This window comes from Streptomyces abyssomicinicus, from assembly GCF_008974245.1.
Taxonomy (GTDB): domain Bacteria; phylum Actinomycetota; class Actinomycetes; order Streptomycetales; family Streptomycetaceae; genus Streptomyces; species Streptomyces abyssomicinicus.
The window spans coordinates 986040-1013005 of the sequence record NZ_BBZI01000005.1 but is presented as its reverse complement, the minus strand read 5'-3'; the positions used below and the strand labels follow the sequence as shown (position 1 = coordinate 1013005).

Below are 26966 nucleotides of genomic sequence, written 5' to 3'. Positions count from 1 at the left end.
GGGCTGTGGACGTCGGGCGGCGGGCGGCGGGCGGCGGGCTGTGGGCGGCGGGCTGTGGGCTGTGTGGGGAGCGGTCCGGTCAGGCGAGGCCCGCCAGGCCGAGCAGGAGGTTCTTCACCTCGGTGGCCTCGACGCGCTCGCCGAGCGCGTGCGGGGCGGAGCACAGGAGGAGCGGGCCGTCCTCGTCGCACCCGGGCAGCCGGCCGTGGCTGCCGCGGACGGGCGACGGGTCCAGCGGGACGACGGCCATGCGGTAGCGCATGCCGAGCTTCTTGCGGCCCAGGGCTCCGGCCGCCCGCACCTTCACGTACGGGTCGAGGGGGTCCATGAAGAGCTCGGCGGGGTCGTAGCCGGGCTTGCGGTGGATCTCGACGAGCTGGGCGAAGTCCGGGGCGCGGGCGTCGTCCAGCCAGTAGTAGTAGGTGAACCAGCTGTCCGGCTCGGCGACCAGGACCAGTTCCCCGGCGCGCGGATGGTCGAGGCCGTGGGCCTTCTTGCCCTCGTCGTCCAGGACCTCGGCGACGCCCGGCACCTCCGCCAGCAGGGTGCGGACCCTCTCCAGGTCCTCGCCGCGGCGCACGTAGACGTGTGCGGTCTGGTGGTCGGCGACGGCGAAGGCGCGGGAGGCCATCGGGTCGAGGTACTCCATGCCGTCCTGGGTGTGCACCTCCAGCAGCCCGGCGCGGCGCAGCACCCGGTTGACGTCGACGGGCCGGGAGACCGGCGTGATGCCGTACTCGGAGAGGACGACCACGGTGCGGCCCTCCGCGCGGGCGTCGTCGAGCAGCGGGGCCACTGCGGCGTCGAGGTCGGCGGCGGCCCGCAGGGAGCGTGGGTCGTCGGGGCCGTAGCGCTGGAGGTCGTAGTCGAGGTGGGGCAGGTAGCTCAGGGCGAGGTCGGGCCGGCGGGTGCGCAGGACGTGGCGGGTGGCGTCGATGATCCACCGGCTGGAGACCAGGTCGGCGCCGGGGCCCCAGAAGTGGAAGAGGGGGAAGGTGCCGAGTTCCGCGGTGAGTTCGTCGTGCAGGGCGGGGGGCCGGGTGTAGCAGTCGGGTTCCTTGCGGCCGTCGGCGTAGTAGACGGGGCGGGGGGTGACGGTGATGTCGGTGTCGGCGCCCATCGCGTACCACCAGCAGATGTTGGCGACGGTGTAGTCCGGGGCGACGCGGCGGGCGGCGTCCCAGAGTTTGTCCCCGGCGACCAGCCCGTTGTGCTGGCGCCACAGCAGGACGTCGCCGAGTTCGCGGAAGTACCAGCCGTTGCCGACGATGCCGTGCTCGCGAGGGAGCGCGCCGGTGAGGAAGGTGGACTGGGCGGCGCAGGTGACGGCGGGCAGGACGGTGCCGAGCGGGGCGCTGGAGCCCTGGTCGGCCAGGGCCCGGAGGTGCGGCATGTGGGCCAGCAGCCGGGGGGTGAGTCCGACGACGTCGAGGACCAGCAGGGGGGTCACCGGGCGGTTCACGGCAGCTCCTTGAGGCCGAGGTCGGTCAACAGGTCCCCGGCGAGGGTCAGTTCGGCGGCGATGCCGTCGGCGAGGCGGCCCCGGTCGCGGGGGCGCAGCTCGGGCGGGAGGGTCTGCCAGGTGTAGGTCTCGACCTCGAGGTGGTGGGTGCGCGGGCGGGGGCCGCCGGCCAGTTTCGCCAGCGCGGCCTTGAGCACCGGCAGGGTGGAGGTGAGCGGCGGCACCGGGTCGGCGTGCAGCGGGACGTGGAAGTGGGAGCGCCAGGGCACGGTGCGCGGCAGGGTGCCGGTGGTGAGGGCCTCGGGCAGGTCGTCGACGGCGCGCAGGGAACCGTCGGGGGTGCGGGCGCGGGTCTGGTGGAGGAAGCGGGGTTCGGCGAACGCGGCCAGCGCGTCGCGTTCGGCGGGGCGTCGGGGGTCGTGGGCGTGGAGGGCGGCGGACAGTTGTGCCTTGACCACGGGCACGCCGGCCGACTCCAGGGCGTCGAGTGCGGTGTCCGGGTCCTCGAAGGACGTGGCCAGGTGGCAGGTGTCCACGCAGACGCCGATGCGGGGGTGGGCGGTGTCGGTGACCGGGGCGATGGCGTCGGCGGTCGTCTCGATCACGCAGCCGGGTTCCGGTTCCAGTCCGATCCGGACCGACCGGCCGGTCAACTCGTGCAGGGCGTCGAGCCGTTCGCCGAGGGTGCGCAGGGCGGCCAGGGCGGCCGCGGCGCGTTCGCCGTCGTGGGCGGTGCGCCAGGCGAGCGGGAGGGTGGAGATGGTTCCCTCGGCGGCGTCGTCGGGGAGGAGCTGGGCGAGGATCCGGGCCAGGGAGGTGGTGTGCTCCAGGCGCTCGGGATCGGCCCAGTCGGGCTTGTAGACGCGGTACTTGACCTCTTCGGCGCCGAAGCCCTGGTAGGGGAAGCCGTTGAGGGTGACCACCTCCAGGCCGCGGCGGTCGAGTTCGCCACGCAGCCGGCGCAGGGCGGCGGGGTCGGCGGCCAGGACGCGGGCGGCGTCGTGGGCGAGCCAGAGCCCGATGCCCAGCCGGTCGCGTCCCAGCCGCCTGCGGACGGGCTCGCAGTGGTCGCGGAGCTGGGCGAGGACGCCGTCGAGGGTTTCGGCGGGGTGGACGTTGGTGCAGTAGGCGAGGTGGACGACGGAGCCGTCCGGATGCCGGAAGCGCATGGTCACTCGCCTCCGCGGAGGATCGAGTTGCCCTCGTGGGTGGCCGCTGCCTCGGCGGGCGTCAGGTCGAGGCGGCCGCTCAGCCCGTAGAAGGCGACGGGGTTGCGCCACAGCACCAGGTCGACGTCGTCCTCGCCGAAGCCGGCCGCGAGCATGGCGTCGGCCACCTTGCGGGTCTTCAGCGGGTCGCTCCTTCCCCAGTCCGCGGCGGAGTTGACCAGGACACGTTCGGGTCCGTGGGCCCGCAGCACGGCGACCATGCGGTCCTCGTCCATCTTGGTGTCGGGGTAGACGGAGAAGCCGAGCCAGGCGCCGCTGTCCTTGGCCTCCTTGACGGTGTTCTCGTTGAGGTGGTCGATCAGGACGCGGTCGACGGGCAGCGCGGACTCGCGGACCACGTCGAGGGTGCGCCGCAGCCCGGTGAGCTTGTCGCGGTGCGGGGTGTGGACCAGTGCGGGCAGGCCGTGGTCGGCGGCGAGTTCGAGCTGGGCGGCCAGTGCGTGGTCCTCGGCCGGGGTCATGGAGTCGTAGCCGATCTCGCCCACGGCGACCACGCCGTCCTTGACCAGGTAGCGGGGCAGTTCCTCCAGGACGGGCAGGCAGCGCGGGTCGTTGGCCTCCTTGGGGTTGAGGGCGATGGTGCAGTGGTGGGCGATGCCGTACTGGGCGGCGCGGAACGGCTCCCAGCCGAGCAGGGAGTCGAAGTAGTCGTAGAAGGTGGCCGGGGAGGTGCGGGGCTGGCCGAGCCAGAAGGCGGGCTCGACGACGGCGAGGACACCGGCGGCGCGCATCGCCTCGTAGTCGTCGGTGGTGCGCGAGGTCATGTGGATGTGGGGGTCGAAGATGCGCATCAGGACTCCTCCGACGGGGCCGGCTGGGATTCGGTGAGGGCCAGGACGCGGTACAGGTCCGGTGGCACGGTGCGGCCCGCGGCGCCCCGTTCGGCGGCGAAGTCGCCGAGCATGCGGGCGAGTTCGCCGTCGCCCCGGGCGCGTTCGGCGAGCCGGGCGACGCTGTCGACGGGGACGCCGGTGAACAGGCATTTGAGGACGGCGTGCCGCCAGTCGTGGGCGGGCAGGTGGCGGGCGCCGTAGGGGCCGAGGGCGGCGGCGACCAGCCGGGTGTCGTTGGTGCGCAGGGCGTCCTCGACCAGGTCCAGCGCCTGGTCGCCGTCGACCAGGTGCGGCAGGGCGCGGAGGACCGCGCGGCGTTCGGCCGCGGTGCCCTGGCGGTACAGCAGGGCCAGCGTGGCGGGGCCGGCTCCGGCGGCGTGGAGCAGGAGGACGCGGGCGTCGTCGGCGGCGTCGGGGCCGGTGCGGCGGCCGGCCTCGGCGAAGCTGAGCCGCCAGCCGGGTTCCCCGGCCCCGGCCGGCGCGGCACCGGCGAGGGCGGTGTCGAGCCAGTCGCGGGCCGGTGCGGGCAACCGGGAGGCGAGCCGGGCGCGGAGTTCGGCCGGCGGGAGGGGGGCGTGCGGGGTGGGAGGTGCCGGGTGGGAGGTGGGAGGTGCCGGGTGGGGGGTGGCCCGGTCGGTCACGGGGTGTTCCCTTCGGTGGCCGTGGCGGCGGACGTGGTGGTGACGGCGGCGGGGGCCGCGGTGGTGGCCCCGGCCGCCGCTCGGGCTGTTGCGTCGGCCGCCGCTCCGGCCGTCGCTCCGGCCGCTGCTTCGGCTCGGCGGAGGAAGGACAGGGAGTGTTCCGCGTAGCGGGGTCCGGCGTGGGAGTGGCGGGGCAGTTCGACCACGGTGAGGCCCCGGTAGCCGGTGGCGGCCAGTGCCGCCAGCACGGGCGGGAAGTCGATCTCGCCCTCGCCGAACGACAGGTGCTCGTGGACGCCCCGGCGCATGTCCTCGATCTGCACGTGCCGCAGCCAGGGCGCGGCCTCGCGCACGCAGTCGGCGGGCGGCCGGGGTTCCAGGCACTGGCAGTGGCCGATGTCCAGGGTGAGGCCCAGCGCAGGGGGGTCGCCCAGCAGGCGGCGGAGCCGGTGGAAGCCGGCCAGGTCGGCGAGGAGGTGTCCGGGCTCCGGCTCGATCGCCAGCGGGACGCCGGAGGCCTCGGCGGCGTCGAGGACGGGTGCGAGCGTCTCGGTGAGCCGCTTCCAGGCGCTCTCCTCGTCGGCACCGCGCGGCAGGACGCCGCTGAAGCAGTGGACGGCGTGGGCGCCCAGGTCGGCGGCGACGCGGACGGCACGCAGCAGCAGGTCGACGCGGCGGCCACGGTCGTCCGGGTCGGGGTCGAGGAGGGAGGGTCCGTGTTTGCGCCGGGGGTCGAGGACGTAGCGGGCCCCGGTCTCGACGGTCACCGACAGGCCCAGGCCGGCCAGCCGGGCGGCGAGCGCGGTGGTGCGGGCGGCGAGGCCGGGGGCGAGCGGGTCGAGGTGCATGTGGTCGAGGGTCAGCCCGACGCCGTCGTAGCCGAGGTCGGCGAGCAGGGCGAGGGCGTCGTCGAGGCGGAGGTCGGCGAGGCCGTTGGTGCCGTAGCCGAGGCGGAGTGGCGCACCGGTACTCATGTCAGGCTCACTTTCCGGCCGAGGCGGCGGGCGACGGGGGCGAGGGCGGCGGTGAGGAGGGCGCTCACGGGGGCGTCGGCTCTGGCCGCGAGGGCGGCCTGGAGGGGGACGAGGGCCCTGATCCCGCCGCCGACGGCACGCTGGGTCAGCTGGGGGGACGGGTTGAGCACGGCGTGCAGCAGCGGCCGGGCGGCGGTCGCCGCGTACGCGGCCGCGGCGAGCGGAGTGAGCGCGGCGAGCGGGGTGCGGGGGACGACGGCGCGGTCGCCTCGCGTCGCGGCGGGTCCGGCGGCGTCCGCCGGGCCGAGGGGCGGGCGCGCTCCCGGTGCGGCGCCCGCTGCCCGGCCGAGGCCGGGCCCGGGACCAGGACCGCGGGTACGGCCGCGGGTGAGGGCCGCGGTGACGACGGCGGTCGCCGCGAGGGCCGTCACGGCGGGCAGGACGGCGCCGCCCCGGGTCTCGTGGCGGGAGACCGTGGTCACCGCGCAGGTGTGGGCGCCCACGGCGAGGGCGGACGGCACCGCGCCCCGTACCCGGCCGGTGGAGGCGGCGGCGCCCAGCAGCAGGTCGAGGGCCCGGGCGGCGCCCATGGCGACCGGCCCGAACGGGGTGCGCTTGAGCCACAGGTCGTAGGCCCACACGGTGGCGGCCAGCGGCGCGGCCACGGCGGTGGCGCGGCGCCCGGCCAGGGCGGCGCAGCCGAGGCCGGCCGCGGTGAGCGCCCCCGCGGCGGCCAGCGCGGCCCCGGGTGCGACCCGGCCCGAGGGCAGCGGCCGGCCGGGACGTTCGCGCGCGTCCTCCTCGCGGTCCGCCCAGTCGTTGAGGGCCATCCCCGCCGAGTAGAGGCACAGGGAGGCCGCCACCGCGCCGAGGGTGCGCGCTCCGGGCCGCCCGCCGCCCGCCGCCGCTCCGGCCAGCGCGTCGCCGGGCACCGTGAACAGGGCGGGCAGGCGCAGCAGTTCGGCCCAGTCACCGGCGCTGCTCATCGGGTGTCCGCCAGCCGCCGCGCGAACTCCAGGAGACGGCCGTACTGTTCGCCGAGGGCCACGGGTCCCTCCCCCACCGGGTCCTTGAAGTAGAAGCCGAGTTCCCCCACCGGGCCGGACAGCCCGAGTTCCCCGGCCCGCGCCATGAGCCGGGCCAGGTCCAGCACGAGCGGCGCGGCCAGCGCGGAGTCGCAGCCCTGCCAGGTGGTCTGCAGGACCATCCGCGCGCCGAGGAAGCCCTCGAAGGCGATGTGGTCCCAGGCGGTCTTCCAGTCCCCCAGCGCGGGGACGTCGTCGATGTGCGTCTCGCCCTCCGGCAGGGATCCGAGCGCGTCGGCCAGCACCCGTGCCTTGCCGGCGTTCTTCGCCGCGGCGGCGGCCGGGTCGGCCAGTGCCGCCCCGTCGCCGCCGCCCAGCAGGTTGGTTCCCGACCAGGCCCGTACCTCGAGCGCGCGCTGCGCGAACATCGGCGCCAGCACCGCCCGCAGCAGGGTCTGCCCGGTCTTGCCGTCCCGTCCGGCGTAGGGCAGTGCGCTCTCCTCGGCCAGCGGCGCCAGCGCGGGGTGCTGTATCCCGGCGGAGGGGGTGAAGTTCACGTACGGGCAGCCGGCCCGTACCGCGGCCGCCGCGTACAGGGAGCTCACCGGCAGACCGGGGCCGCCGCCGGCGGGCTCGGTGGAGGCGACGTTGACCACCACCACCCGGGAGAGCCCGCGCCGCTGCGCGAAGTCCTCGATGTCGTCGGCCAGCCGACCGGCCTCGTCCTGTCCGCCTCCGCGTGTTCCCGGCCTGATCTCCCGGTCCGCGTCGGCCAGTTCGGCGCGCACCGCGTCGGGCAGCCCGTGCGGCAGCACCCCCGCTCCGGCGAGCGCCTCGGCCCGCTTGGGCAGCGGGCATTCGGCGGTGTCGTGACCGCCGAAGGTCAGTAAGGAGAGCGCCGGCAGTCCGCTGCGTGCGAACGGGGGCGTCTCGGTGAGCATTCCGGTGGCCGGGCGCAGACCGGCGGTCAGGGCCGCGCAGCCCGCGACGACGGTGGTGGCGACGGATCCCCGTGCCCCGATGAGCCAGACGCCCACCCGGGGCGGTGAGTCGAGAGCGGACATGAAGCTGCCTCCTCGGTACGCACGGTGTAGGGGGAAGGGAACGGGTCGGCGGTGACCCGCGGGTCGTGGACCGTGCGGAGAAACAAGGTGGTCGAACCGTGCCGGAGAAACAAGGTGGCCTCCGGGGGCCGCAGTGGCGCGGGTGACGTGTGGGAGGCGACGGGCGGAGGTCCGGCGTCCTCCGCCCGCCGCCGTCGAGCGCCTACGCGGCGGGCCGCGCGGGCAGTTCCTCGGCCCGGCGGTGCCGGGCCCGGGTCTGGTGGCTCATGCCGGTGCCTTCTCCCCGGTCAGCCGGTGGTGAAGGTGAAGTCGTCCACGTCGTAGAGCGCGCCGCCGCTCTCGCCCCGGAAGACCAGGTGGAGCGTGGTCGCGCCCGCCGGCGCACCGGAGATGCCGGCGGTCACGTCCTCGAACGTCTCCCAGCCGCCGGTGACCGGCACCGTGGCGGTGCCGAGCAGTGTCCCGGTGGGCGAGCCGGCGCGGAACTCCAGCGTGCCGCCGACGCCGCCGGAGGAGACCCGGGCGGTCACCGAGGTGACGTCGGAGAGGTCGTACGGGGTGAACGAGACCCAGTCGCCGTCGTGGATGTCGCCGACGGTGCGGCCGCCGTGGGCCGCCCCCTTGGACATCTTCGTGACCCCAGAGGAGTTCCCGTAGTGCTCGGCCTGGCGGTTCTCCGGCTGGAGCACGACCTGGTCGTGGACGGTCAGCGGGTCCTGGCCGCCGCCCCCGCCGTCGGTGTACTGCGCGTCGAGGACGCCGAACACGTTGGCGCTGGCGTCGTGGCCGCCGTCGGCGGTGGTCCGCAGGGTGCCGGTGCAGCCGTTGGCCGAGGTCAGCGGGTGGCCGTGGCTGTCGTGGCCGAGGACGAAGGTGACGGTGACCTTGGAGCAGTCGATCCGCCGGCCGTCCTCGCGGTCGGTCACCTTGACCCTGAACGGGATGGCGTCGCCGAAGGAGAACAGCCCGCCGTCGCCCGGCGTCACCAGTTCCACCTTGGGGGCGGTGTTGCCCACCACCACCCGGACGGTGGCCCTGGCGGTGCGCCCGGTCGGGTCGGTGACGGTCAGCCCGGCCGTGTAGGTGCCGTTCCTGCGGTACGTGTGCCGCGGGTTCGGCGCGGAGGAGGTGGTGCCGTCACCGAACTCCCACCGGTGGGTGAGTGCGTCGCCGTCGGGGTCGCCGGTGCCCGCGGAGGAGAAGGAGACCTTCAGCGGGGCCTTGCCGGAGGTGACCGAGGCGGTCGCCCCGGCGATCGGGGAGCGGCCGTCGGTGGCGTTCTCGATGCGGTACAGGGCTGAGTTCTCGTCCCCGGCGAACCACTGGAGTCCGTAGTCCAGGACGTACAGCGCGCCGTCCGGGCCGAACTCCATGTCGGTGATCTGGGTGCCGCTCCACGGGAGGTCGTCGATGCCCCGCACGGTGCCGTCCGCGTCGGCGGTCACCCGCTTGATCCACCGGCGGCCGAACTCGGCGAGGAAGACGTCGCCGTCGTACGCCTCGGGGAACTTGACCGGGGAGTCCAGCTCCGGGTCGTAGTGGTAGACCGGTGCGCTCATCGGCGACTCCGAGCCGGTGCCGAACTCCGGGACGCTTGCGCCGTCGTAGGGGATCCAGGCGGGCTGTGCCGGGGGCAGTGCGCCCAAGCCGGTGTTGTGCCGCGAGTCGTTGACCGGTGCCGCGCAGTCGAAGGCCGCACCGGACGTGGCGGTGGCGAAGTCGAAGTCCCGGTAGGCGTCGTTGTCGCCGGTGCAGTACGGCCAGCCGAAGTTGCCGGGCCCGGTGACCCGGGCGAACTCGACCTGGCCGGCCGGTCCGCGGGCGGGGTCGGCGGCGCCGGCGTCGGGGCCGTACTCGCCGACGTACAGAATGCCGGTCGCCCGGTCGACGTTGAACCGGTACGGGTTGCGGAAGCCCATGGCGTAGATCTCGGGCCGGGTGCCCTCGGTGCCTGGGGCGAAGAGGTTGCCCTCCGGGACCGTGTAGGACCCGTCCGCGTTCACCTTGATCCGCAGGATCTTGCCCCGCAGGTCGTCGGTGCTGCCGGAGGTGCGGCGGGCGTCGAAGGCCGGGTTGCGGTCCTCCCGGTCGTCCAGCGGGGAGTAGCCGTCCGACTGGAACGGGTTGGAGTCGTCGCCCGTCGACAGGTACAGGTTGCCCTGCGCGTCGAAGTCGATGTCTCCGCCGACGTGGCAGCAGATGCCGCGGGTGGTCTCCACCTCGAGGATCTCGGCCTCGCCGGCGAGGTCCAGGGTGCCGTCGGCCTTCAGCTGGAACCGGGAGAGCCGGTTGACGCCCTCGAACGGCTCGAAGTCGGCGGCCGTGCCCGTCTCCGGCGCGTCACCCTCGGGGGTGTCCAGACGGGGCGCGTAGTACAGGTAGACGAACCGGTTCTGCTCGAAGTCGGGGTCGACGGCGACGCCCTGCAGCCCCTCCTCGTCGTGGGTGTAGACGTCGAGGCGGCCGGAGAGTCTGGTGTTGCCGGCGTCGTCGGTCACGTAGAGCGCCCCGTCGCGGGAGGTGGTGAGCACCGACCGGTCGGGCAGCACCGCCAGCGACATCGGCTCGCCGATCATCTCCACCCCCTTGGCGAGGGTGACCTGCTGGAACTGCGCCTCGTCGGCGGCGGAGGCGGCCGACGCCGCCCCGGCCGGGCCGGTGGTCAGGGTGAGTGAGGTGCAGGCCAGCAGCGCGCCGCCGAGCAGCGCCACGGCCTTGCGGAATGTGTTCTGACGGTTCCTTCTGTTCGAGCGCACGGAGTTCCTCCGTCGGCTGGTGAACGTGTGGTGCGTGCGCCGGGGTGCGCCGGCAGCCCGGAGAGTCTGGGGCGGCCGGCTGGTGGCCGGCCGCGACGGCTAGTTGCCGCCGAAGGCGGCGTCGAAGGAGGCGGCCGGGGGGTCGAAGTCGAACGCCTTGAGCCTCCGCAGCGCCTCGGGCGCCCCCTGGAGGCGGTCCATCCCGGCGTCCTCCCACTCCACCGAGACGGGACCGGCGTAACCGATGGAGCGCAGCATCCGGAAGACGTCCTCCCACGGCACGTCGCCGTGGCCCGCGGAGACGAAGTCCCAGCCGCGCCGCGGGTCTCCCCAGGGCAGGTGCGAGCCGAGCCGGCCGTTGCGGCCGTCGAGGCGCTTCCGGGCCTCCTTGCAGTCCACGTGGTAGATCCGGTCGCGGAAGTCCCACAGGAAGCCGACCGGGTCGAGGTCCTGCCACACGAAGTGCGAGGGGTCGAAGTTGAGCCCGAACGCGCTCCGGTGGTCCACGGCCTCCAGGGCCTTGTGGGTGGTCCAGTAGTCGTAGGCGATCTCGCTGGGGTGGACCTCGTGGGCGAACCGCACGCCCTCGGCGTCGAACACGTCCAGGACGGGGTTCCAGCGGTCGGCGAAGTCCTGGTAGCCGCGTTCGATCATCGACTCCGGGGCGGGCGGGAACATGGCGACCAGGTGCCAGATCGCCGAGCCGGTGAACCCGACGACGGTGTCCACGCCGAAGGCGGCGGCGGCCCGCGCGGTGTCCGCGATCTCCGCGGCTGCCCGGCGGCGGACGCCTTCCGCGTCGCCGTCGCCCCAGATCCGGGCGGGGAGGATCGCCCGGTGGCGCTCGTCGATGATCGCGTCGCAGACCGCCTGCCCCACCAGGTGGTTGGAGACGGCCCAGCACTTCAGGCCGTACTTGTCGAGCAGTTGGCGACGGCCTTCCACGTAGGACGGGTCGGCGAGCGCCTTGTCGACCTCGAAGTGGTCGCCCCAGCAGGCGAGTTCGAGTCCGTCGTAACCGAAGTCGCGGGCCAGGCGGCAGACCTCCTCCAGCGGCAGATCGGCCCACTGTCCGGTGAAGAGGGTGAAGTTGCGGGGCACGGTAGGTCTCCTCGGTCGGTGCGCGGAACGGCGGTGCGCGTGGCGGGGTCGGGACGCGGGACGGTGCCGGTGCGGGTCCCCGGCCGGGGCCGGGGCGGTGCCCCTGCGGAACCTGCGGAAGGAGCAGGGGCGGCGGGCTCAGCCCACGGCGGTGTACGTGGAGCCCTTGGCGGCGCTCTCCTCGACGGCGGCGAGGACCCTCTGCACGCGCAGGCCGTCCGCGAAGGTGGGGGCGACCGGTTCGCCGGCGTGCACGGCGCGCACCAGGTCGCGGGCCTGGTGGACGAAGGAGTGCTCGTAGCCCAGGCCGTGCCCGGGCGGCCACCATGCCTCCAGGTAGGGGTGCTCCGGCTCGGTGACGAGGATCCGGCGGAACCCGGCGCGTGGCGCGGGTTCGCGGTGGTCGTGGTACTCCAGTTCGTTCAGCCGCTCCAGGTCGAAGGCGAGCGAACCCTGCGAGCCGTTGAGTTCGATCCGGAGCGCGTTCTTGCGGCCGGTCGCGAAACGGGTCGCCTCGAAGGTGGCGAGGGCCCCGCCGGTGAACCGGCCGGTGAAGAGGGCCGCGTCGTCGACGGTGACGGCGCCCCGGCCGGCCGACGCGCCGGCCGTGGCCAGGCCGCTCGACGCGGCGGCGGGCAGCGGGCGTTCACGCACGAAGGTCTCGGTCAGCGCGGACACCCCGGCCAGGGTGTCGCCCGTCAGGTACTGGGCCAGGTCGACGATGTGGGCTCCGAGGTCGCCGAGGGCCCCGGAGCCGGCGGCCTCCTTGCGCAGCCGCCAGGTCAGCGGGAACTCGGGGTCCACCAGCCAGTCCTGGAGGTAGGCGACCCGCACGTGGCGCAGCTCGCCGAGCCTGCCGGCGGCGGTCATCTCGCGGGCGAGTGAAGCGGCGGGCACGCGGCGGTAGTTGAAGCCGACCATGGCGACCTGGCCGCGGCGGGCGGCGGCCTCGGCCGCCGCCACCATGGCCTCGGCCTCGGCGACGCTGTTCGCGAGGGGCTTCTCGCACAGCACGTGCTTGCCTGCCTCCAGGGCGGCGATGGCGATCTCGGCGTGGCTGTCGCCGGGGGTGCAGATGTCGACGAGGTCGACGTCCTCACGGGTGATCAGGGCACGCCAGTCGGTCTCCGCGGCCTCCCAGCCGTGGCGGTCGGCGGCGGCGCGGACCGCGTGCGGGTCGCGGCCGCCGATCGCGGCGAGCCGGGGGCGCAGCGGCAGGTCGAAGACGCGGCCGACGGTGCGCCAGGCCTGGGAGTGGGCGGCGCCCATGAAGGCGTAGCCGACCATGCCGACCCCGAGTGCGGGGCGCGACGACGGATCGGACTGTGGCATGCGGTTCTCCTCCTCATCGACACGCGCGCGGTCGGGGCGGTCCCCTTCACGGGTCCCCGCCCCTCCGGCGCACCTCTTGCTTTCCTCACCGGGCCGGGGCCCGGCCCCCGCCGCCCGGCGGGCGGCGCCGGGGCGGGTCAGTCGAAGCCGATGGGCATGTACTGGTCGACGTTGGACTTGTCGACGACCGCCGAGTACGCGGTGACCTGCGAGGGGATCTCGAACTCGGCGAGCCCCGAGACGCCCTTGCCCTGGCCGAGCGCGCGGGCGAGGTCGATCGCGGAGGCGGCCATGGTCGGCGGGTACAGCACCGTCGCCTTGAGCACCCCGTCGTCCGCCTTGATCGCTTCGAACGCGGACAGCGCGCCCGCTCCGCCGACCATCAGGAAGTCGTCGCGGCCGGCCTGGTCGATGGCGCGCAGCGCGCCGACGCCCTGGTCGTCGTCGTGGTTCCACAGCGCGTGGAACTGCGACTGTGCCTGGAGCAGTTGGGCCATCTTGGCCTGGCCGCTCTCGACCGTGAACTCGGCCGCCTGCCGGGCCACCTTCTCGATGTTCGGGTAGTTCTTCAGCGCGTCGTCGAAGCCCTTGGTGCGCTGCCGTGTGAGCTCCAGGTTGTCCAGACCGGCGAGCTCGACGACCTTGGCGTCCTTGGTGTCCTTGAGCTTCTCGCCGATGTAGTGGCCGGCGTTGAGCCCCATGCCGTAGTTGTCGCCGCCGACCCAGCAGCGGAAGGCCTGCGGTGAGCTGAAGATGCGGTCGAGGTTGACCACCGGGATGCCCGCCCGCATCGCCTTGAGGCCGGTCTGGGTGAGCGCCGCGCCGTCGGCCGGCAGGATGACCAGCACGTCGACCTTCTTGTTGATCAGCGTCTCGATCTGGCCGATCTGGGTGGCGGTGTCGTTGGAGCCCTCGGTGATGTCCAGGGTGACGTCCGTGTACTTCTCGGCGCGGGCGCGGGCCTGCTCGTTGATGGCGTTGAGCCAGCCGTGGTCGGCCTGCGGCCCGGCGAAGCCGATGGTGACGGCCTTGCCCGGCTTGTCGTCGGCGGCGGGCTGCTGCGAGGAGCCCGCCTTCCCCTTGTCGTCCTTCTCGTTGCTGGTGCAGCCCGCGAGGAGGGCGCCGGCCGATACGGCGGCGGTCCCGAAGAGCAGTCCCCGGCGGCTCGTGAGGTCTGGCATGGCGGTGGACCCTTCTGTCGGCTCTGACGATCAGGCCAGTTCGTTCCTGACGGTGCGGCGCTGGACCAGGACGGCGGCGACGATGATCGCCCCCTTGGCGATCTGCTGGACGTCGCTCTGGAGGTTGTTCAGCGCGAAGATGTTGGTGATGGTGGTGAAGATCAGGACGCCGAGGACGGAGCCGACGATGGTGCCGCGGCCGCCGGTGAGGAGGGTGCCGCCGATGATCGCGGCGGCGATGGCGTCGAGTTCGTAGAGGTTGCCGTTGGTGTTCTGGCCCGAGCCGGAGAGCACGACCAGCATGAACGCGGCGATGCCGCAGCACAGTCCGGACAGCAGGTACAGGGCGAGGCGCTGGCGGCGGACGTCGATGCCGGCCAGCCGGGCGGCCTCCGCGTTGCCGCCGACGGCCACCGTGCGGCGGCCGAAGGTGGTGCGGTTGAGCAGGAGCCAGCCGACGACCGTGACCGCGGCGAAGACCAGCACGAGCGGCGGGACGCCGAGCACGTAGCTGTCGCGGCTGCCCAGGTCGAGGACCCCCTCCACGGTCACCCGCTGGGTGCGGCCCTCGGTGATGAGCAGGGCGAGCCCGCGGGCCGAGGCGAACATGGCGAGGGTGGCGATGAACGGCACCATCGCCCCGTAGGCGATCAGCGCCCCGTTCACCAGGCCGCAGCCGAGGCCGACCACCACCGAGGTGAACAGGATGCCGGCGAAGCCGAACTCCTGGGTGGCCACGGTGGTCGCCCACACCGACGCCAGGGCGACGATCGCGCCGACCGAGAGGTCGATCCCCCCGGCGGTGATCACGAAGGTCATGCCGACGGTGACCACGCCGATGACCGAGGCCTGGGTGAGAACCAGCCGCAGGTTGTCGAGGTCGAGGAACGCCTCCGGCCGGGTGACCCCGCCGGCCACGACCAGCGCGGCGAGCACCCCCAGCAGCGACAGCGTGCGGATGTCGAGCCGCGCGAGAGCGGCCGGTGGTGCGCTGCGGCGGCCCTCCGGGGGCGGCGCCGACTTCTCCGCCCCGGTGGCGGGCGGGGACACGGGGTGCGTCATGTCTGGCTCCCTTCGGCAGCCGCGTCGGTGGCATGCAGTACGAGATCGAGGACCCGGTGCTCGTCGAGTTCGCCCGCGGGTGCGGTGTGCACCACCCGGCCTTCCCGGAGCACCAGGACACGGTCGGCCAGGCCCAGCACCTCCGGGAGTTCGCTGGAGACCATCAGCACCGCGAGTCCTTCGTCGGCCAGGCGGCGGATCACCGCGTAGAGCTCGGCCCGGGCGCCGATGTCGACGCCCCGGGTGGGTTCGTCCAGCAGCAGGACGCGGCAGCCGCGCAGCAGCCAGCGGGCCAGCACGGCCTTCTGCTGGTTTCCGCCGGAGAGCGTGCGCACGGCGGCGTCCGGGTTGTCGGGGCGCAGCGACAGCTCGCGGGTCGCCTCGCGGGCAGCGGCGCGTTCGGCCCGGCGGTCCAGCCAGCCGCCCTTGGCGAACCGGCCGAGCGAGGAGACGGAGACGTTGCGGGTGACGCTCTCCAGCATCAGCAGCGCCTGTGCCTTGCGTTCCTCGGGTGCCAGTCCGATGCCGGCGCGGACCGCGGCGGGCACGCTGCCCGGCCGGAGCGGCCGGCCGTCGACCAGGACCCGGCCGGCGGTGGGGCGGCGCGCGCCGTACAGGGTCTCCAGGATCTCGGAGCGGCCGGAGCCGACCAGTCCGGCCAGTCCGACGATCTCGCCGGGCCGCAGGTCGAGGTCGAGCGGCCGGAACCTGCCCTCGAGCGCCAGGCCCCGGACGGTGAGCACGGGCGCGGCCTCGGGCGGGCCCGGCGGCCTGGGGGGAAAGGCGTGCTCGACGCTGCGGCCGGTCATCAGGGAGACGATCTCCCGGGTGGGCGTGGTCCGGGCGGGGAGCCCGCCGGCCACCGCGCGGCCGTCCTTGAGCACGGTGACCCGGTCGCCGATGCGGCGGATCTCCTCCAGGCGGTGCGAGATGTACACGACCGCGACGCCCTCGTCGGTGAGTCCGCCGACGATACGGAAGAGGTTGTCGACCTCGTCCGGGTCGAGGGCGGCGGACGGCTCGTCCATGACGATCAGCCGGACGTCGTGGGAGAGCGCGCGGGCCATGGAGACGATCTGCTGCTGGGCGGCGGAGAGCGCGTGGACCGGGCGGTCCGGGTCGATCTCCGGGTGCCCGAGGCGGCGCAGGAGTTCCGCGGATGCCTGGCGGGCGACGCGGGGGCGGACCACGAAGCCGGCCGCGGTGGGTTCGTGTCCGAGGTGGATGTTCTCGGCGACGGAGAGGTGTTCGACCAGGTCGAGTTCCTGGTAGATGGTGGCGATGCCCAGGCGGACCGCGTCGCTCGGGGAGCGGAGGGAGACCGTTTCCCCGCGCCAGGTGATGGCGCCGCCGTCGGGCTGGTGGGCGCCGGCCAGCACCTTGATGAGGGTGGACTTGCCCGCGCCGTTCTGCCCGAGCAGGCAGTGGACCTCGCCTGCCCGGACCTCCAGGTCCACCCCGTCCAGGGCGCGGACGCCCGGGAAGGACTTGGTGATCGCGGTCATGGTGAGCAGCGGTGCGGGGACTTCGGACGGCATGACGCATCTCCCGGCGGTGGGCAGGGCAGAACGGATCGCGCGCGGTCACGGTGGTGCGGCTCGTGCGGGGCGGTGACTCGGGGCCCCGGGGGGTCCGGTGGTGCCGGTCTTCCGGTGGTACCGGTGATCCGGTCCTACCGGTGGTGCCGGTGTTTCGGTCGTACGGGTGGTGCCGGTGTTTCGGTCGTACGGGTGGTGCCGGTGTTTCGGTCGTACGGGTGGTGCGGGTGCTCCGGTCGTACCGGCGGCTGCCGGGGTGTGTCAGGCGGGTGAGAACACGTGGTCGCTGATCAGGCGGGCCGCCCCGACGACTCCGGCGGCGGCGCCCAGTTCGTCCAGGACGATCGGCAGGTTGCCGGTCGCCAGGGGCAGTGACTGGCGGTAGACCTGGGTGCGGATGGCGGCGAGGAGGTTGTGGCCGAGGCCCGTCACCCCGCCGCCGATCACCACCAGGCCGGGGTTGAAGAAGCTGACGAGTCCCGCGATGACCTGTCCCGTGCGGGTCCCGCCGTCACGGATCAGGTCGAGGCAGGTGGCGTCGCCCGCCGCGGCGGCGGCGCCGACGTCGGCCGCGGTGAGCCGGCCGTTGTCGGCCAGCCGCGCGGCGAGCTGGGGGGAGCGGCCCTGCTGGGCGGCCTCCACCGCGTCCTGGGCGAGCGCGGCCCCGCTGAAGTGGGCCTCCAGGCAGCCGCGGTTGCCGCAGGCGCAGGGGCGGCCGTCGGGCACGGCCTGGATGTGGCCGATGTCGCCGGCGCTGCCGGTGACTCCGCGGTGCACCTTGCCCCCGACGACGATCCCGCAGCCGATACCGGTGCCGATCTTGACGCACAGGTAGTCGTCCACGGAGCGGGCGACGCCGGCGTGCATCTGGCCGAGGGCCATCAGGTTCACGTCGTTGTCGACCATGACCGGGCAGCCGAGTTCCTGGCTGAGCGCCTCGCGCACCGGGAACCCGTCCCAGCCCGGCATGATCGGCGGGGCCACCGGGACGCCCTCGGGGAAGCGGACCGGTCCGGGGACGCCGATGCCGGCGCCGTCGAAACCCTCCGCGAGCCCGGACGCCTTCAGCTTGGCGGCCATGTCGAGGACCTGCTCGAAGACGGGAACCGGGCCCTCGCGCACGTCCAGCGGCTGGGTGAGGTGGCCGAGGACCTCCAGTTCGGCGTTGGTGACGGCGACGTCGACCGAGGTCGCGCCGATGTCCACGCCGAGGAAGCGGAGGCTCGGGGCCAGGCGGATGTTGTGGGAGCGGCGGCCGCCGCGGGAGGCGGCGAGGCCGTCGGCGACGACCAGTCCCGTCTCCAGGAGCCGGTCCACCTCGACGGCGAGCCTCGACCTGGACAGGTCGACGCGGTCGCCGAGCTGGGCACGGGAGTTGGGGCCCTCGTCCCGCAACAGTCGCAGCAGGCGCGCCTGATGCGCGTTGGCGGGTCGTGCGGTCATGCGTCTCACGGTCCCCTCCCCTGCTCAACTGCCCCTGGGCGGCCTTGCTTTCGCGGAGAACGTAGCAGCGGCGGGGCGGGGTGGGAAGAAGTCGTGCACGAATCCGCGCCGACTTTCTCCTGCCGCAGGACAAAGCCGCCGCGCGTCCGGGAGGCCCGGCGGCACGCGGGAGCGCGCGGGGTGGACGGGCGTCCGAAGGGGGTGGCGAGGTGCGTGCCCAGCGGACGGGCGGGTGGGGTACCTCGGTACCATCGGAGCGATCCGTACTGGACGTACTGGACGTTCCGTCAGGAAGGAATCACACGTGGCCACCACGCGATCCGCCCACACCGTCTGGGAGGGCAACCTGCTCGAGGGCAGCGGCGTCGTCACCTTCGACTCGTCCGGCATCGGCTCCCAGCCGGTCTCCTGGCCGTCGCGCGCCGAGCAGGCGAACGGAAAGACCAGCCCGGAGGAGCTCATCGCCGCGGCCCACTCCTCCTGCTTCTCGATGGCGCTGTCGCACGCGCTGGCCGGCGCCGGCACCCCGCCGGAGCGGCTCACCACCTCCGCGGACGTCTCCTTCCAGCCCGGCGAGGGCATCACGGGCATCCACCTGACGGTGGAGGGCACCGTGCCGGGCATCGACAACGACGCGTTCGTCGCCGCCGCCGAGGGCGCCAAGAAGAACTGCCCGGTGAGCCAGGCGCTCACCGGCACCACCATCACCCTCTCGGCCAAGCTGGCCTGACACCCCGCGGGCGCGGCGGAGCCCCTCGGCTCCCCGCGCCCGTCGGCGTGGCACGGTCAGCCGTAGCGCTCCAGGTACTCGCGGAGCACTGCGCGCGTGCGTTCCGTGGAGGCCGCGCGGGCCGTCATGTGGTCGAGGGCCTCGAGGTGTGCGGCGACCTCGTCGCGGGAGTCGAGGTAGAGCGCCCCGGTGAGGTACTCGGTGAAGACCATGTCGGGCAGCTCCGGCTCCGCGAAGCGGAAGAGGGAGAACGGCGCGTACGCCCCGGGATGCGGACCGGAGTCGAACTCCGCGACCTGCAGGGTGATGTGGTCCTGCTCCGCCGCCTCCAGCAGCCGTTCGATCTGCTCCCGCATCACCCGGGCGTCGGGGCCGACGGGGCGGCGCAGCACCGTCTCCTCCATGATCACCCACAGCCTGGGCGGGGTCTCCCGCTCCAGCAGCCGCTGCCGGGTCATCCGCAGCGCGACGTGCCGCTCGACGGTCTCGTCGGCGCTCGGCCCGGGGGCGCCGGCCCGCAGGACCGCCCGCGCGTAGCCCTCGGTCTGCAGCAGCCCCGGCACGAAGTGCGGCTCGTAGGAACGCAGCATCCTCGCCGCGCCCTCCAGGCTGACGTACAGGGAGAACCAGTCCGGCAGCACGTCGTGGAACCGCTGCCACCAGCCCGGCCGGTTGGCGTCCTCGGCGAGTGCGACGAACTCGGCCGCCTCACGCCCGGGGACCCCGTACGCGGAGAGCAGCATCTGCACGTACGGGATCTTGAGGGAGACCTCCGCCGTCTCCATCCGCCGTACGGTGGCCGGCGCGACGTGCAGGATCCGCGCGGCCTCCTCCCGCTTGAGCCCGGCCCTCTCGCGGAGTTCCTGGAGCCGCTTCCCGAGCACCACCTGACCGACGGTGGGCGCGGTGCGTCGCTCGCTCACGCCGTCCTCCCCAGAGCTCCACGCTTTCGTTGCGTGGGCAGTCTGCCACGGTGGGCACCGATCTCCCATCCTCGAGGTGATTTCGTGGCCAAGGCTTTCGGAAAGTTTCGGTGTGCGGCCCCGCGTGCCACCCGCGGCCGGCGGGCCTGTGGCACGCTGGCCGCGACGGATCACCGGTTGAGGAGGAGCGGGCCATGGCTGTCCAGCCGCTGACGGAGCAGGAGATCGAGGAGCGGCTGCCGGCGCTGCCCGGCTGGCGGGTCGAGGAGGACCGGCTCACCCGCTCCTACCGCCTGCCCTCGCACGCGGTCGCCGCCGCCCTGGTCGCGGACGTCGCCCGGGTCCAGGACGAGCTGGACCACCATTCGGACCTGACCCTCGGCTACAACACCGTGGCCCTGTCGGTGAACACGCACAGCGTGGGCGGCCGGATCACCGAGCTGGACTTCGCGCTGGCGCGCAGGGTGGAGGAGTCGGCCGGGCTCCACGGGGCGTCCTGACGCCTCGGGGCGGCCGTCCGGACGAGCTGGTTGGTCGGCCACGTCCCGCCGGTCGATGTCACACGGAGATGCCGGCGGTGCGACGCTGCCGCAGGACGCCACCGACGTCCGGTACCACACCCACGACGGCGAGGCAGTCGTCTCCTTCGTCGGTGACCGGATGCCGGACCACCTCGTGCGGGCCGGACTGATCCCCGACAGGCATGCGCTCTTCACCGAGCGGGACGTCGTCAAGTACGCGATGCCACCCGGGACGACCGAACTGCCGCAAGGGCTGTGCGGGGAAGGCCTGCGGGCACCGGCCTGGTCCGGCACGACGCCGGACGGAATGGTCCTCGTCGGGCGCGCGCCTTCCGGTGCCGAGGAACTGCGGAGGCCGGCGCGGGTGCAGGTGACGTTCCGCTGCACCGACCCGGCGCCCTGAGCGGACGGCGCGGGCCCCTGCACGGCAGGCGCCGGGACACACCTGACCCGCGGAAACCCCCGTCGGACGGACCTCAGGGGTTGACGAAGGAGCGGAGCAGCCGTTCGCCCTGCTCCACCGCCGCCTGCCGGCTGCCCAGGGGCCGGGGCGGGGCGTCCTTGAAGACCAGGTAGGTGACGCCGGACCGCGCCCCGCCGCCGACCGGGTGGGGGTCGAGGCCGAGCGCCTCGGCCGCGGCATAGGAGGCCTCGCCGATGATGTCCGCGGGGCCGACGTCGCCGATCACGGCGTAGGCGATCCGGTCCCCGTGGAGCAGGACCACCGGGTCCCCGGCGCCCACCCCCTCGGCGGCGTGGTCCCACTTCTCGCCGGGCGCCGGCACCACGACGTACGGCAGCCGGTCGGCGCGCAGCGGTATGCCGTCGGCCTGGTGGAAGGCCGTCTCGGGCCGGAAGTACGGGTCGGTCTCCTCGTTGCACCACCGGGTGCGCAGGCCGTCGCAGTCGATGTCGAGGTCCGCCGTCCAGTGGACGACGTCGCCCTGCCCGCACACCGGCACGGTGGGCCGGCGGCCCTCGTCGGTGGCGTACGCGCCGCGGGAGACGGGCCGGCAGGACCTCAGTCGCTCCCGCACGGTCCACGCGGTGACCGGCACGTCGACGACCCTGACGTCCTCGGCGGGCGGGCCGGGGCGGGCGGGGGCCGCCACGGAGGAGTTCGGGTCGAAGGCGGCGCCGGCGATGCCCGCGGGAATCAGCGCGACGCTCAGGAAGGCCGTGCCGAGGACCGCCGCACGGTTCTGTTTGCTGGTACTCACTGCTGCGGAACCCTCTTTCTCCGGGCCGTCGGGGCCGCGCGGGTCCGTCGGGGGAAGCAGTCGGGCAGTGCAATGGGGGAAGCGGTCGGGCGAAGCAGCCGGTGCGGGCCCGGGGCCGGCGGGCGGCCCCGGGCGGCGCGGCGTCAGCCGAAGTCGGCGGTCGCGGGGTCGGGGCCGAGGCGCCGGCCCTCGTCGAGGGCGCGGATCGCGGCCAGGTCCTCGTCGTCCAGGGAGAAGTCGAAGACCTCGATGTTCTCCTTGATCCGGGAGGGGGTGACCGACTTCGGGATCACGATGTTGCCGGTCTGAAGGTGCCAGCGCAGCACCACCTGGGCGGGCGTCCGCCCGTGCTTCTGCGCGATGGCGGCGATCGCCGGGACCTCCAGGAGCCCCTTGCCCGAGCCGAGCGGCGACCACGCCTCGGTGGCGATGCCCTGCTCGGCGTGGAACTCGCGGGCCTCGGTCTGCTGGAGGTGGGGGTGGAGCTCGATCTGGTTGACGGCGGGGATCACCGAGGTGGCGTCCAGCAGCGTCCGCAGGTGCTCCGGGAGGAAGTTGGACACGCCGATGGCCCGGACCACGCCGTCGGAGAGCAGCTTCTCGAACGCCTTGTACGTCTCGACGAAGGCGCCGCGCTGGGGCCGGGGCCAGTGGATGAGGTACAGGTCGACGTAGTCCAGGCCGAGCTTGCCCAGCGAGGTGTCGAAGGCGCGCAGGGTGGAGTCGTAGCCCTGGTCGCTGTTCCAGAGCTTGGTGGTGACGAAGATGTCCTCGCGCGGGAGGCCGGAGGCGGCGACGGCCTTGCCGGTGCCCTCCTCGTTGCCGTAGATGGCCGCCGTGTCGATGCTGCGGTAACCGGCCTCGAGGGCGGTCGCCACCGCGCGCTCCGCTTCGTCGTCCGGGACCTGCCAGACACCGAAGCCCAGCTGGGGCATCTCCACGCCGTTGTTGAGGACGATCGGGGGGACCTTGCTGCTCACGCGCTCTCGATCCTTCGTTGGTCGGACATTGGCTCCCATCCTCAACCATCGGCGCCCAGGACGCATTCCGGGAACGGCACACGGATCGGCGGCCCCCTGCGCGGGGGGTTGCCGCCCTTCGCACCGTCAGCTCCGGTAAAGGGCCTCGACCTCCGCCTGGTACGCCTTCTCGATGGCCTTGCGCTTGAGTTTCAGAGAGGGCGTCAGCAGCCCTTGCTCCTCGGTGAACGGCTGCGCCAGGATCCGGAAGGTGCGGATCGACTCGGCCTGCGAGACCAGGCTGTTGGCGGCCTGGACGGCGCGCCGCACCTCCATCTCCAGAGCAGGGTCGCGAACCAGTTCGGAGGCGGTGGGGGTCGGCTTGCCGCGCATCTGGAGCCAGTGCTCGACGGCCTCCTGGTCGAGGGTCATCAGCGCCGCGATGTACGGGCGGTCGTCACCCACGACCAGGCACTGGGCGACCAGCGGGTGGTCGCGGACCCGGTCCTCCAGCATCACCGGGGAGACCGTCTTGCCGCCCGAGGTCACCAGGACCTCCTTCTTGCGGCCGGTGATGTGCAGATAGCCGTCCTCGTCGAGCCGCCCTATGTCGCCGGTCGCCAGCCAGCCGCCGCGCAGCACCTCCTCGGTGGCCCGGGGGTCGTTGAGGTAGCCGTGGAAGACGCCGTCGCCGGCCAGCCAGATCTCGCCGTCCTCCGCGATGTGCACGGTGACGCCGGGGATCGGCGGCCCGACGCTGCCGTACCGGACGCGGCCGGGCGGGTTGGCGGTGGCCGCGGCGGTGGTCTCGGTCAGGCCGTACCCCTGGAAGACGCGCACGCCGGCGCCGGCGTAGAAGAGACCCAGCCGGCGGTCCATCGCCGAGCCGCCCGACATGGCGTGCCTGACCCGTCCGCCGAGCGCCTGACGCACCTTGTGGTACACCAGCTTGTCGAAGAGCTGATGCTGCATCCGCAGGGCGGCCGAGGGGCCGGGGCCGGTGCCCCACTCCCGTTCCTCCACGGCCTCCGCGTACCGCACGGCGACCTCGACGGCCCGGTCGAAGGCGGCGGCCTTGCCGAACCGCTCCGCCTTGCGGCGTGCGGCGTGGAAGACCTTCTCGAAGATGTAGGGCACCGCCAGCACGAAGGAGGGCTGGAAGGAGGCGAAGTCGGCCATCAGGACGGCGGCGTTGAGTTCGGGCTGATGGCCCATCCGCACGCCGTGCCGGATGCTGGCGACCTCCACCATCCGGCCGAAGACGTGGGCCAGCGGGAGGAAGAGGAGCGTGGACGCCTCGTCACCGGGCTTGGAGTGGAAGACCGGTTCCCAGCGGCCGACCATGGTGTCGGACTCGAACATGAAGTTGCCGTGGGTGAGGACGCAGCCCTTGGGGCGGCCGGTGGTGCCCGAGGTGTAGATCACCGTCGCCACGGTCTCCGGGGTGACGGCGTTGCGGTGCCGGTGGGCCACCTCGTCCTCGAGGTGGGCGCCGGCCGCGGAGATCTCCTCCACGGCGCCGGCGTCCATCTGCCACAGGCGGCGCAGCCGGGGCGCCCGGTCGATGACGGTGGCCACAGTCATCGCGTGGTCCTCGTGCTCGACGACGGCGGCGGTGACCTCGGCGTCTGCGAACATCCAGGCGACCTGCTCGGCCGAGGAGGTCGGGTAGACGGGCACCACCTGGGCGCCCACGGTCCACAGCGCGAAGTCGAACAGCGTCCACTCGTAACGGGTTCGCGCCATGACGGCCACCCGGTCCCCGAACCGGACGCCCTCCGCGAGCAGTCCCTTGGCGAGGGCGAGCACCTGGTCGCGGAACTCGGCCGCGGTGACGTCCTGCCACTGTCCCGCGCGGTCCTTGCGGGCGAGCACCACCCGGTCGGGTTCGGCGCGGGCACGCTGGAAGACGCTGTCGGCCAGGCCGCCGACCGGCGGTGGTCCCGCCAGCGGCGGGTTGTAGTACTCACGCAAGGCCGATCCCCGCTTCCGTGCCCTGGTCCCGCGCCGGTGACGCGCTGTGATCCGTTCCCCCCAGCGCGTGAAACTACCTCACCTAGCGGTGCGCCGGGAGGGGGTCGGGGAGCCGGGGTCGATCGAAACCCGCAGGAGAGGTGGGGGCGAATGGGGCGAACGGTGCCATCGCGGCCGCCTTCACCTACGGTGAGGTAACTTCTGTGCGCAGCCCTCCACGGAACCCTTTCCGGCCGGGCACCGCGTCGCGCGTGTCGTGTACGCGTGACGCACGTCGCCACCACGGGTCACGCACGCCGCTGCGGGTCACGAATGCCGCTGCGGGTCACGGATGCCCCCGGCCCAGGCGTTCGCCCCCGGCGAGGACGGCGGCGGCCAGCGCCTGGGCCGCGCTGCCTGCCCGGCCCGGCCGGCGCCCGTGCAGCAGGACGAAGTCCACCCGCCCCAGCTCGGGCAGCCCGGCCCGGTCCGGTGCCCGCACCAGGCCGGGCGGGATCAGTCCGCGCGAGTGCGGCATCACGCCCAGTCCGGCGCGGGCGGCGGCGACCAGTCCGTTGAGACTGCCGCTGGTGCAGGCGATCCGCCAGGCCCTCCCCTGCTTCTCCAGGGCCTCCAGGGCCAGGGCCCGGGTGATGCCCGGCGGCGGGTAGACGATCAGGGGCACCGGCCGGTCCGGATCCAGCCGCAGCCGCTCCGCGCCGATCCACACCAGCCGGTCCCTGCGCACCAGCTGCCCGGGCGGGTCGTGGGGCCGCCGCTTGGCCAGCACCAGGTCCAGCTTCCCGGCCGCCAGCCGCTCGTGGAGCGTGCCGGAGAGCTCGACGGTCAGCTCCAGGTCGACCTCGGGGTGTTCGTAGCGGAAGCCCTCCAGGATCTCCGGCAGCCGGGTCAGCACGAAGTCCTCCGACGCCCCGAAGCGGAGCCGGCCGCGGGGGCGCTCGCCGGAGAAGAAGGACGTCGCCTGTTCGTGGACCTCCAGGATGCGGCGGGCGAACCCCAGCATCGCCTCACCGTCCTCGGTGAGCTCCACCGAATGGGTGTCCCGGGAGAACAGGGGCCGGCCGGTGGCGTCCTCCAGCCTGCGCACGTGCTGACTGACCGTCGACTGCCGCACCCCGAGGCGGCGCGCGGCCCCCGTGAAGCTCAGCGTCTGCGCCACGGCGAGGAAGGTCCGCAGATGGGAGGGGTCGTACATACGCAGAACCCTAGCCGGGCGGATGTCCGCCGGTCATCACGAACGGCGATCGCAGTCAAAGCGGTGTGCGGGATTCCCGATCACGGGGGAAGGGGGGACGATGGGGAGGGCACCCCCCTGTGCCGCGCTCGCGCCACGCGACGCGTCCCACCCCCTGAGCACTGGAGCGCTGGAGCACCGTGAAACGCCTGCAGTGGCCGAGCTGGATGCCGGTCGACCCCTACATCGTGCTGTTGCTGGCGACGATGGGCATCGCGGCGCTGCTCCCTGCGCGCGGGGCGGTGGCCGACGGGGTCTCCGGCCTGGCGACGGCCGCGGTCGCGTTCCTCTTCTTCCTCTACGGGGCGCGGCTGTCCACCCGCGAGGCGCTGGACGGCCTGCGCCACTGGCGGCTCCACCTGACCATCCTGGGCTGCACGTTCGTGCTCTTCCCGCTGCTCGGGCTGGCGGGGCAGGCGCTGGTCCCGTTCCTCCTCGACGACGCCCTCTACCGGGGCCTGCTCTTCCTCACCCTGGTGCCGTCGACCATCCAGTCGTCGATCGCCTTCACCTCCATCGCCCGGGGGAACGTGCCGGCCGCGATCTGCGCCGGCTCGTTCTCCTCGCTGGCGGGCATCGTCCTCACGCCGTTGCTGGCGGCCCTGCTGCTCGGCGGGCAGTTCGGCGACGGGCAGGGCTTCTCCGGGGACTCGGTGCTGAGGATCGTGCTCCAGCTGCTGGTGCCCTTCCTCGCCGGGCAGCTGCTGCGGCGCTGGGTCGGCGGGTTCGTCCGCAAACACGGCAGGCTGCTGTCGCTGGTGGACCGGGGGGCGATCCTGCTGGTCGTCTACTCCGCCTTCAGCCAGGGCATGGTGCGCGGCGTGTGGGGCCAGGTGAGCGCGGTCCGGATGGTGGAACTGATCGCGGTGGAGGCGGTGCTGCTCGCGGTGGTGCTGGCGGCCACCTGGTACGGCGCGAAGGCGCTCGGCTTCGGGCGCGGGGACCGGGTGGCGATCCAGTTCGCCGGCTCGACGAAGTCGCTGGCGGCGGGGCTGCCGATGGCGAGCGTGCTGTTCGGGGCGGAGGCGGCGCTGGCGGTACTGCCGCTGATGCTCTTCCACCAGATGCAGCTGATGGTCAGCGCGGTGATCGCCCGCCGCCGCGAACGCGACCCCCTCCCCGCCGAGGAGCCCCGCCCCTACGCCACCACCGGCCGCCACTGACCCCGGCCGGCCTCCGCGGCCGGTCCGCCCTCGGCGGCCGGCGGGCACGGGCCGGCCGGCGCGAGTGCCCGCACGGCGGGTCCCGCAGCAGACTTGCCGCCGCGGCCCGGCGGCTCGCGGCCGCGGCACGCGCGGGAGGCGGAAACAGCAGTGCCCGACGTCCAACAGGCCGTGAGCCGGCGCCCAGAGGGCCGCGAGCCCTGGAGGCCGGAGGCTGCGGCCCCGGAGGGCCGAAGGGCCGCGGGCCCTGGAGGCCGGAGGGCCGACGCCTGAAAGGCCGGAAGTCGGAGGGCCGCTGGCCCGGAGGTCGGGGAGGCCGCGCGCCGAAGACCCAGAGGCCAGGGAGCCCGCGGGCCGGAGGCCCGGTGGCCAGGGAGGGCGGGGGCCGGAGGCCGGGTGGCCCGAGAAGCCCCGGGGCCGGAGGCCGGAACGCCGTAACGCCGGAACGCCGGAGAGCCGAAGACCGGAAGGCCGAAGACCGGAGGCCCGGTAGCCAGGGAGGCCGCAGGCCGGAGGACCGGTGGGCCGAGAAGCCCAGGGGCCGCAGGCCGAAAGACCGCAGGCCGCAGGACCGGCAGCCAGGGACGCCGCAAGCCTGAAG

General features: G+C 73.8%; 23 protein-coding genes. 4 read left to right on the top strand and 19 right to left on the bottom strand.

Annotation, left to right across the window (positions count from 1 at the left end; translation table 11 throughout):
* Positions 1-79: 79 nt before the first annotated feature.
* The 14 genes from GBN72_RS04130 to GBN72_RS04065 form a co-directional block, all read right to left on the bottom strand.
* Positions 80-1462, bottom strand: a complete 1383-nt coding sequence (locus tag GBN72_RS04130; protein WP_151770229.1) for an alkaline phosphatase family protein — start codon at positions 1460-1462, stop codon at positions 80-82.
* Entirely contained in the window at positions 1459-2631 is a 1173-nt protein-coding gene (gene eboE, locus GBN72_RS04125) for a metabolite traffic protein EboE (protein ID WP_151770228.1), read from the bottom strand. Before eboE ends, GBN72_RS04130 begins: the two co-directional genes overlap by 4 nt.
* 2 nt (positions 2632-2633) lie before the next feature.
* Positions 2634-3482: a TatD family hydrolase gene (locus GBN72_RS04120; RefSeq protein WP_151770227.1), complete on the bottom strand. Its 849-nt coding sequence runs from the start codon at positions 3480-3482 to the stop codon at positions 2634-2636.
* On the bottom strand, positions 3482-4165 hold the full coding sequence (locus GBN72_RS04115; RefSeq protein WP_170315349.1) for an EboA domain-containing protein: 684 nt from the start codon (positions 4163-4165) through the stop codon (positions 3482-3484). The genes GBN72_RS04120 and GBN72_RS04115 overlap by 1 nt, the downstream gene beginning before the upstream one ends.
* Positions 4162-5139, bottom strand: coding sequence for a sugar phosphate isomerase/epimerase family protein (locus GBN72_RS04110; protein ID WP_151770226.1), 978 nt, complete (start codon positions 5137-5139; stop codon positions 4162-4164). The genes GBN72_RS04115 and GBN72_RS04110 overlap by 4 nt, the downstream gene beginning before the upstream one ends.
* Positions 5136-6125 carry an SCO3242 family prenyltransferase gene (locus GBN72_RS04105; protein ID WP_151770225.1) on the bottom strand — a complete coding sequence of 330 codons (990 nt, stop codon included), beginning with the start codon at positions 6123-6125 and terminating at the stop codon, positions 5136-5138. Before GBN72_RS04105 ends, GBN72_RS04110 begins: the two co-directional genes overlap by 4 nt.
* A complete protein-coding gene (locus tag GBN72_RS04100) occupies positions 6122-7228 on the bottom strand; it encodes an inositol-3-phosphate synthase (RefSeq protein ID WP_151770224.1) in 1107 nt (368 codons plus the stop codon). Before GBN72_RS04100 ends, GBN72_RS04105 begins: the two co-directional genes overlap by 4 nt.
* Before the next feature lie 287 nt (positions 7229-7515).
* Positions 7516-9984 (bottom strand): PQQ-dependent sugar dehydrogenase, encoded by a 2469-nt coding sequence (locus GBN72_RS04095; RefSeq protein ID WP_151770223.1) that lies wholly within the window; start codon positions 9982-9984, stop codon positions 7516-7518.
* Positions 9985-10083: 99 nt separating this feature from the next.
* Positions 10084-11085, bottom strand: a complete 1002-nt coding sequence (locus GBN72_RS04090) for a sugar phosphate isomerase/epimerase family protein (protein WP_151770222.1) — start codon at positions 11083-11085, stop codon at positions 10084-10086.
* Positions 11086-11223: 138 nt separating this feature from the next.
* A complete protein-coding gene (locus tag GBN72_RS04085) occupies positions 11224-12417 on the bottom strand; it encodes a Gfo/Idh/MocA family protein (protein WP_151770221.1) in 1194 nt (397 codons plus the stop codon).
* A gap of 137 nt (positions 12418-12554) precedes the next feature.
* Positions 12555-13598, bottom strand: coding sequence for a substrate-binding domain-containing protein (locus GBN72_RS04080; protein ID WP_151770220.1), 1044 nt, complete (start codon positions 13596-13598; stop codon positions 12555-12557).
* Between the two features lie 30 nt (positions 13599-13628).
* Positions 13629-14660, bottom strand: a complete 1032-nt coding sequence (locus GBN72_RS04075) for an ABC transporter permease (protein WP_151770219.1) — start codon at positions 14658-14660, stop codon at positions 13629-13631.
* The gene (locus GBN72_RS04070; RefSeq protein ID WP_151770932.1) at positions 14657-16165 is read right to left on the bottom strand and encodes a sugar ABC transporter ATP-binding protein; all 1509 of its coding nucleotides are present in this window, start codon (positions 16163-16165) and stop codon (positions 14657-14659) included. The genes GBN72_RS04075 and GBN72_RS04070 overlap by 4 nt, the downstream gene beginning before the upstream one ends.
* 294 nt (positions 16166-16459) lie before the next feature.
* Positions 16460-17641 carry an ROK family transcriptional regulator gene (locus GBN72_RS04065; protein WP_151770218.1) on the bottom strand — a complete coding sequence of 394 codons (1182 nt, stop codon included), beginning with the start codon at positions 17639-17641 and terminating at the stop codon, positions 16460-16462.
* A gap of 304 nt (positions 17642-17945) precedes the next feature.
* Here GBN72_RS04065 and GBN72_RS04060 point away from each other — a divergent pair, with 304 nt between their 5' ends.
* Complete coding sequence (locus GBN72_RS04060; protein ID WP_151770217.1) at positions 17946-18371, top strand: OsmC family protein; 426 nt, start codon at positions 17946-17948, stop codon at positions 18369-18371.
* A 56-nt stretch (positions 18372-18427) separates the two neighbouring features.
* On the opposite strand, the gene GBN72_RS04055 is transcribed toward GBN72_RS04060, so the two are convergent.
* Entirely contained in the window at positions 18428-19294 is an 867-nt protein-coding gene (locus GBN72_RS04055) for a Sco1979 family transcriptional regulator (RefSeq protein ID WP_151770216.1), read from the bottom strand.
* A gap of 194 nt (positions 19295-19488) precedes the next feature.
* On the opposite strand from GBN72_RS04055, the gene GBN72_RS04050 reads away from it, so the two are divergent.
* Positions 19489-19794: a 4a-hydroxytetrahydrobiopterin dehydratase gene (locus GBN72_RS04050; protein WP_151770215.1), complete on the top strand. Its 306-nt coding sequence runs from the start codon at positions 19489-19491 to the stop codon at positions 19792-19794.
* 55 nt (positions 19795-19849) lie between these two features.
* Positions 19850-20218, top strand: a complete 369-nt coding sequence (locus tag GBN72_RS04045; RefSeq protein ID WP_151770214.1) for a hypothetical protein — start codon at positions 19850-19852, stop codon at positions 20216-20218.
* 73 nt (positions 20219-20291) lie between these two features.
* Here GBN72_RS04045 and GBN72_RS04040 read toward each other — a convergent pair whose 3' ends face one another.
* From GBN72_RS04040 to GBN72_RS04025, 4 genes are all read right to left on the bottom strand, one after another.
* The gene (locus tag GBN72_RS04040) at positions 20292-21035 is read right to left on the bottom strand and encodes a glycoside hydrolase family 75 protein (RefSeq protein WP_151770213.1); all 744 of its coding nucleotides are present in this window, start codon (positions 21033-21035) and stop codon (positions 20292-20294) included.
* 143 nt (positions 21036-21178) lie between these two features.
* Positions 21179-22015, bottom strand: coding sequence for an aldo/keto reductase (locus tag GBN72_RS04035; protein ID WP_151770212.1), 837 nt, complete (start codon positions 22013-22015; stop codon positions 21179-21181).
* Positions 22016-22141: 126 nt separating this feature from the next.
* A complete protein-coding gene (locus tag GBN72_RS04030) occupies positions 22142-23968 on the bottom strand; it encodes an AMP-dependent synthetase/ligase (RefSeq protein WP_151770211.1) in 1827 nt (608 codons plus the stop codon).
* 325 nt (positions 23969-24293) lie between these two features.
* Positions 24294-25163, bottom strand: a complete 870-nt coding sequence (locus tag GBN72_RS04025; protein ID WP_151770210.1) for a LysR substrate-binding domain-containing protein — start codon at positions 25161-25163, stop codon at positions 24294-24296.
* Between the two features lie 179 nt (positions 25164-25342).
* Here GBN72_RS04025 and GBN72_RS04020 point away from each other — a divergent pair, with 179 nt between their 5' ends.
* Positions 25343-26365 carry a bile acid:sodium symporter family protein gene (locus GBN72_RS04020; RefSeq protein ID WP_151770209.1) on the top strand — a complete coding sequence of 341 codons (1023 nt, stop codon included), beginning with the start codon at positions 25343-25345 and terminating at the stop codon, positions 26363-26365.
* Positions 26366-26966 lie beyond the last annotated feature (601 nt).

What these genes read in the sequence shown, in the direction of transcription:
- eboE (WP_151770228.1), bottom strand. Translation starts at nt 2,631, where the DNA reads ATGCGCTTCCGGCATCCGGACGGCTCCGTCGTCCACCTCGCCTACTGC.
- GBN72_RS04025 (WP_151770210.1), bottom strand. Translation starts at nt 25,163, where the DNA reads ATGTACGACCCCTCCCATCTGCGGACCTTCCTCGCCGTGGCGCAGACG.
- GBN72_RS04045 (WP_151770214.1), top strand. Translation starts at nt 19,850, where the DNA reads ATGTCACACGGAGATGCCGGCGGTGCGACGCTGCCGCAGGACGCCACC.
- GBN72_RS04080 (WP_151770220.1), bottom strand. Translation starts at nt 13,598, where the DNA reads ATGCCAGACCTCACGAGCCGCCGGGGACTGCTCTTCGGGACCGCCGCC.
- GBN72_RS04120 (WP_151770227.1), bottom strand. Translation starts at nt 3,482, where the DNA reads ATGCGCATCTTCGACCCCCACATCCACATGACCTCGCGCACCACCGAC.
- GBN72_RS04085 (WP_151770221.1), bottom strand. Translation starts at nt 12,417, where the DNA reads ATGCCACAGTCCGATCCGTCGTCGCGCCCCGCACTCGGGGTCGGCATG.
- GBN72_RS04065 (WP_151770218.1), bottom strand. Translation starts at nt 17,641, where the DNA reads ATGACCGCACGACCCGCCAACGCGCATCAGGCGCGCCTGCTGCGACTG.
- GBN72_RS04070 (WP_151770932.1), bottom strand. Translation starts at nt 16,165, where the DNA reads ATGACCGCGATCACCAAGTCCTTCCCGGGCGTCCGCGCCCTGGACGGG.
- GBN72_RS04075 (WP_151770219.1), bottom strand. Translation starts at nt 14,660, where the DNA reads ATGACGCACCCCGTGTCCCCGCCCGCCACCGGGGCGGAGAAGTCGGCG.
- GBN72_RS04100 (WP_151770224.1), bottom strand. Translation starts at nt 7,228, where the DNA reads ATGTCCGCTCTCGACTCACCGCCCCGGGTGGGCGTCTGGCTCATCGGG.
- GBN72_RS04105 (WP_151770225.1), bottom strand. Translation starts at nt 6,125, where the DNA reads ATGAGCAGCGCCGGTGACTGGGCCGAACTGCTGCGCCTGCCCGCCCTG.
- GBN72_RS04110 (WP_151770226.1), bottom strand. Translation starts at nt 5,139, where the DNA reads ATGAGTACCGGTGCGCCACTCCGCCTCGGCTACGGCACCAACGGCCTC.
- GBN72_RS04050 (WP_151770215.1), top strand. Translation starts at nt 19,489, where the DNA reads ATGGCTGTCCAGCCGCTGACGGAGCAGGAGATCGAGGAGCGGCTGCCG.